Consider the following 5,479-nt stretch of genomic DNA (forward strand, 5'->3'; position numbering starts at 1 on the left):
CCCGCAAGGAGCCCGGCCGCATCACTGCCGGAACGGCTGGCATCGGCAGCTCGGGCCACTTCGCGACCGAGATGTTCGCTGCGTGATGTACTGCCCAGGTGAGGGTCGTAGTACCTGAAGCGGTTGTAATGCAGCCCGGTCTCGGCATCGATCTGCTGGCCCTGCAGCCGGATGCTCTGCTCGATCCGGTGCGGGTTGTATTCCTCCTGCACATCTCCCCAGGCGCCGTAGCTGGCCGCCCAGGTGATCTCGCCGGCCTTCTCTCCGTTGCCATCCACCAGCCCGATCGGCGTGCCCAGGTGGTCGCACAGGTAGTGCCGGATGGTGAGCGGGTTGCCCGCTGCCTGGGCCTGCCGCTCGGCCTGCAACTGGCCCACGCTGCCCGCCATGGCCTGCGCCAGATCCTGCGGCATGTGTTTTTGCACCAGGGCCAGTGCCTGCGCGCCGCTGGCGGGGTCCAGCACGGTGTTCAGCGCCGCCTGCACCATCTCCCGCTGCGCCCGCGGCATGGCCGCGAAGCTGTCCGCCGCATCCGTGGCGTCTTCGCCCGCCTGCGCGCCCAGGCCCATCAGCAACTGCACCGCATCCTTGGCCCCCTGCCTGCGCTGCAGCTGCAGCAGCGGCACGAAGCTGGCCGGCTCGTACACCGTGTGCCGGATGCCTTGCCCATCCTGCGTGTGCACCAGCCGGTCGCCGTCCCAGCCGTAGTGGGTGGTCTCCTGATGTCCTTCTCGAACCATGGTCTTGCCCAGACGCCGCCCGAACGCGTCGTAGCGGTAGCGCGCCACCGGCGTCCAGCCCGGCTCGCCTGGCGCCTGCTCGAACACCGCCGCCAACTGGTGCAGCGCGTCGTACTCCAGCCGCAGCGTGCGCCCATCGGCGTGCTGCGCCTGCACCCGGTTGCCGAAGGCGTCGTAGCGGTACTGCAGGGTGCCCCCCTGCGCACCGGCTCCGGCCCCGGCCCCGCCGTTGCTCCAGCCGATGCGGTTGCCCGGCCACTGCTGCACCGGCCCGCCCGCGCGGCCTCGCTCACCGCCCTGCGGCTGCAGCAGATCGAAGCCCGGGTCGTGAAGGTTCTGCTGCACCTGGCTCGCCCAGTCCTGGCGGTCCGCACCCGGGGCCGCGTCCTGGCCCGAGGGGTCCGGCAGCCGGTTGCCCGCCGGATCGAGCCGCCAGCGCCGCTGCTGCACGGCGTCGGCGGCCGCATGCGCCACGCCGATCAGCGCTGGTGCACGTCGTAGTGGTAGCGCGTGGCATCCAACGGGGTCTGCACGCCCACCAGTTGGCCCAGCGCGTCGTAGGTGTAGCGGCGCACGGACAGGGCGGCGAGCGGGCCCGGTGCCTGCGCCAATCCTGCCGAGGGCAGGCCTTGCCAGTCCTGCTGCAGCAGCCGGCCCATGGGGTCCAGGCGCCGGGTCTGGGTGACTGCGGCATGGACCCGTTGCGCGCCGCCCTCCAGCTGCAGGCTGCGCGCGACCTCCCGGTGCAGCGCATCGCGTTCGATGGCCAGCACCGGGGTCTTGTCCAGCAGCAGCCCGTGCACGTGGCCCGAGCCGTAGGCCAGCCAGTCCAGCTCGCCCAGGCCCTGCAGCTGGCTGCCCAGCCGCTGCCCCAGCGCCCCCAGGCGGTGCGCGATGCGGTGTTCGAACTCGGGCTCTGGTTCGCCGCCCAGCAGGGGCGCGGCATGCGCCTGCCGGTACAGGGTCTGCGCCTCGCCCGTGGACCGCCCGAAGGCATCGCGCTCCAGGGCCACGCGCGTGTCGGCGATGAGGCGCTCGGCCTGCAGGCGCTGCGCGGCTTCGGCCAGGGCCGGATCGGGCTGTGCGGCAGAGGTTGCGCCCAGGGCCAGCAGGGCTTGCAGCAGCGGGGCGGGCGCGTCCAGCCATTGCTCGCCCAGGGTCTGGACGTGGGTCTGGACGTGGGTCTGGGGGTGGGTCTGGGGGTGGGCGCGGCCTTGTTCTGCCACCCAGGGCAGGTGCGCGCTCCACGTGCGGGCCACGGCGAGGGCGCCGCGGTCGTCGTACTCGTAGGCCTGGATCTGCAGGCTCTCGCCGCGGTCATGGGCGCTGGCGTCGTTGCCCTGCGCGCTTGGCAGGCCCGGGGAGCGGACCAGGACACGGGCCACGATGCGCCCGCCCGCATCGTGGTGGTTGCGGCTCCTCACGGTGGCGCCCAGCCCTTGGGCGGCCGTCCCCTGCCCGGCCATTCCTTGCTCAACCATCCCCTGCACGCCCGGGTGGTGGCCCTGCCCGTGCCCGTCGCTCTTGTGCACAAGCTGGCCGGCGGCGTCGTATCCATAGACCTGCACGCGCCCGTCGAATCCCACCTCTTGCACCAGCCGGTCCTGCACGTCGTGCACGAAGCGGGTGACGGCCTGGTTCTCGTTGATGAGCTCCACCAGACGGCCCGCCACGTCGTAGCGCAGCGCGAATCCCTGGCCGGCCTGGGTTTGCGCGACGACGCGGCCCCACAGGTCGTGCCCGTAGGTGACGGAGGTGCTGGGCAGGGCGCTGTGGCCCGCGGCATCCCCCTCCCCCACGGGCTGCGCACTGTGCGTGGCCGCCTGCAATTGGCCGTTCGGGCCCCAGCGGTATTGCACCTGCGAGCCGTCGGGCGCCATGACGCGGGTGGGCCGGCCCGCGCCGTCGTACTGGTAGCGCGTGCGCTGGTTCAGGGCATCGATGCTCTCGCGCACTTCGCCAAAGGCGCCGTAGTGCCAGGCATGCACCCGGCCCGAGCAGTCGGTGTGGCGCGTGAGTTGCCCGCAGCCGTTGTAGGCCAGTTCCTTGCGCCCGCCCTGCGCGTCGATGACGGCCACGGGCTGGTCGCACCAGGGCTGCGTGGCGGGGTCGATGGCGCCCTCGGCGGTCAGGGGGGCGTATTCGAAGCGGGTGGCCAGGGCCGGGGCATCCAGGCCCTGGGGATCGCCCACGGTCACCTGCCGCAGCCGGCCCCAGGCGTCGTAGTCCATGTGGGTTGGCAGCGCCCCCAGGCCCACGCTCTGCAGCAGCAGGCCGTCCTGCGCCGAGCCTGCCTCGCCCCAGCGATAGCGGGTGCTGCGCCCGTCGGGGTGCTGCGTGCCCAGCAGCCGCCCGGCGCCGTCGTAGCGCCACCAGGTGGTGCGCCCCAGCGGATCGGTGTGCGCCACGCGCCGGCCCGCGCTGTCGTAGCGGTCGCGCTGCTCGGCGCCATCGGGCAGCACGAGGCGCACCAGGCGCTTGTCTCCGCCCGCGCCTTCGAAGTGGTAGCGGGTGAGCCGGTTCAGGCTGTCGCGCACGCGCACTTCGCTCACCGGCACGGGCTGCAGCATGGGCTGCGGCACGGGCTGCAGGGTGTCGGGGACTGGGGTGTCGGGGTCCGTCTCGGACTCGCCGATCGCAGCCGGGGTGGCGGGAGGGATGGCGGGGGGATCGCGGTATTCGAAGAGGTACGACAGTCCCTGCTCGTTGTGCTGCTCCACCACGCGGGCGCCGGGCCGGGGCATGGCCACGCCCTGGTCTTCATAGACGTAGGTGTGCAGCGGGCCGCTGCGCACCCGGTGGCGCACCATGCGGTGCACCCGGTCGTAGCCGAACTCGCGCGTGCGCTGGCCGTCCCGCCCCAGTACCTCCACCAGGTCGCCCGCGCTGTCGTAGCGGTAGCGCACCAGCGCCACCCGGTAGCCCGGGCCGGTGCAGGCCGCATCCAGCGGGTTGTGCACGCAGTCCACGCCGGTCAGGCGCTCGCCGCTGTCCGGGCCGAGCAGCGGGTGGGCGGTGGCGGTGGCGGCGGCGGTGGCGCTGGTAGTGGCAGTGGTTGGGGCCGCGGCGGCGGCCCCTTCCCGGTCCCGCTCCCGGTTGTAGTGCAGTGCATAGCGCCGCCCGCTGCCGTCGGTGATGCCGGCCAGCCGCCCGTGCTCGTCGTATCCGTAGTGCTGGCTGCGCCCGAAGCGGTCCAGCACCCGGCCCACACGGTGGTGCCCGTCCTCCCCCGGCCACAGCAGCCACACGGCGCCGCCGTTGCCCGAGGCGGCGATCACGCACCGCGCGTCGGCCCGGGCCTCTTGGGGCACGTGGGCCCAGCGCGGCTGCCAGGCCCAGGGCTGCAGCTCGCTAGGGATGCGCGAGGCAGGCGCGCCGGCAGGCAACGCGCTGCCTGCACCGCCACCTCGCATCAGCCACAGGTCTTCGCTGGCGCTGTACAGCGCTTCGCCGGGCGCCAGCGGCTCGCCGAAGGTGATGGCCCGCCCCCCGGTGTCCAGCAGCACGGTGCGCCCAGCCTCCAGCCGCACGGCGATCTCCATGGGCAGCTTCCAGCCGTAGCCCAGCAGCCCGCAGGCCGCCCCATGTTCTTCGTTCACGTAGCTGCTGTACTGGCGCTGCCACACGAGCGGCATCGGCCCGGGCAGGCTGAAGTCCAGCTCGTCCCCGCCCATCAGCACCTTGGCCCCCAGCGCCGGGTTGACGGGGCTGCCCACCGCCATGCCGCCCGGGCACACGGAGCACGCCACGCCCCCCGCCGAGCCGATCAGCACGGTGGCCGAGCCCTGAACGATCGGCCCGCCCTTTTGGGTCATGTCGCTTTGCCGTGCCGCTGGTTTGCCACTCATGCTGTCGCTCTTTCTTGGGATCGTTTGCCAGGTTCAGGCAAGGGGGAGAGGTAAGTCTTTGCGCCAATCGCCTCGGGGCTTCCGGCCATCGCATCGGGTTTGGGGCCGCGCCAGCGCGCGAAGGCCCTGCAGGGCAGCCCCCGCCGGCCCGCCTCAGCAGTTGAGCTTGTCCAGGCTGGACAGCACTTCGATCAGCGCCGGCGTGAGCCGCACGGTGCTCGCCCCGCAGCGCAGGGTGATCTCCTGGTCCGCCTCCAGCGTGATCTGCTGCGCCTTCACGGCCAGCGCCTTGCCCACCTGCAGGCTGTCGCCGCCCGTCACCTGCGCGCTGCGGTCCCCGCCCACGCTCACGCTGTCGTCCTTGCCCACGCTGCGGCTCCAGTGCATGCCCACCAGGTCGTTGCGCACCATGCCAACGTTCACGCTGTAGGCCATGCCGATGTTCATCATCTTGGCCATGCCGACGTTCTGCAGGGCCACCATGCCCACGGTCTCGGTTTTCATCTTCCCGACCTGGATGGTCCAGTTGCTGCCGATCTGGTCTTTCTCGTTCTTGCCGATGGTCTTGCTGCGGTTCTTGCCGATGCTCACCGTCTCGTCGATGCCGACGTCTTCTCTTCGGTTGTCGCCGATGCTGATCTTTTCGTCGTGGTCCACCCGCTCGGTGCGGTTGGAGTGGACGGTGATGGTCTCGTCGCCATCGACTTCCTCGGTGCGCCAGCCGTGCACGGTGATCTTTTCGTTGCGGTCCACGGTCTCGGTGCGGTCGCGGTGGATGACGTTGGTCTCGTCCCGATCGATGGTCTTGCGCCGTCGCGGCCGACCACTTGTCCTCGTCGTTCTCCACTTCGGTGAGCTGGTCCTTTTGCGCATGCAGCCACAGCTGCTCGG

The 5,479-nt window shown here is 71.8% G+C and carries 1 protein-coding gene and 2 pseudogenes; all 3 read right to left on the reverse strand.

The window, feature by feature from the left end; genetic code table 11:
- Positions 1 to 152 precede the first annotated feature (152 nt).
- A pseudogene (locus AC27IO_RS19895) lies at positions 153 to 740 on the reverse strand (RHS domain-containing protein); the annotation flags it as partial.
- A gap of 479 nt (positions 741 to 1,219) precedes the next feature.
- Positions 1,220 to 4,588, reverse strand: a complete 3,369-nt coding sequence (locus AC27IO_RS19900; protein ID WP_498740368.1) for a DUF6531 domain-containing protein — start codon at positions 4,586 to 4,588, stop codon at positions 1,220 to 1,222.
- Between the two features lie 153 nt (positions 4,589 to 4,741).
- Positions 4,742 to 5,479 (reverse strand): annotated as a pseudogene (locus AC27IO_RS19905) (bacteriophage T4 gp5 trimerization domain-containing protein); the annotation flags it as partial.

Source organism: Acidovorax sp. KNOB132 (genome assembly GCF_057541515.1).

Excerpts from the sequence above, each read along its gene's own strand:
- AC27IO_RS19900 (WP_498740368.1), bottom strand. The coding sequence starts at position 4,588 with ATGAGTGGCAAACCAGCGGCACGGCAAAGCGACATGACCCAAAAGGGC.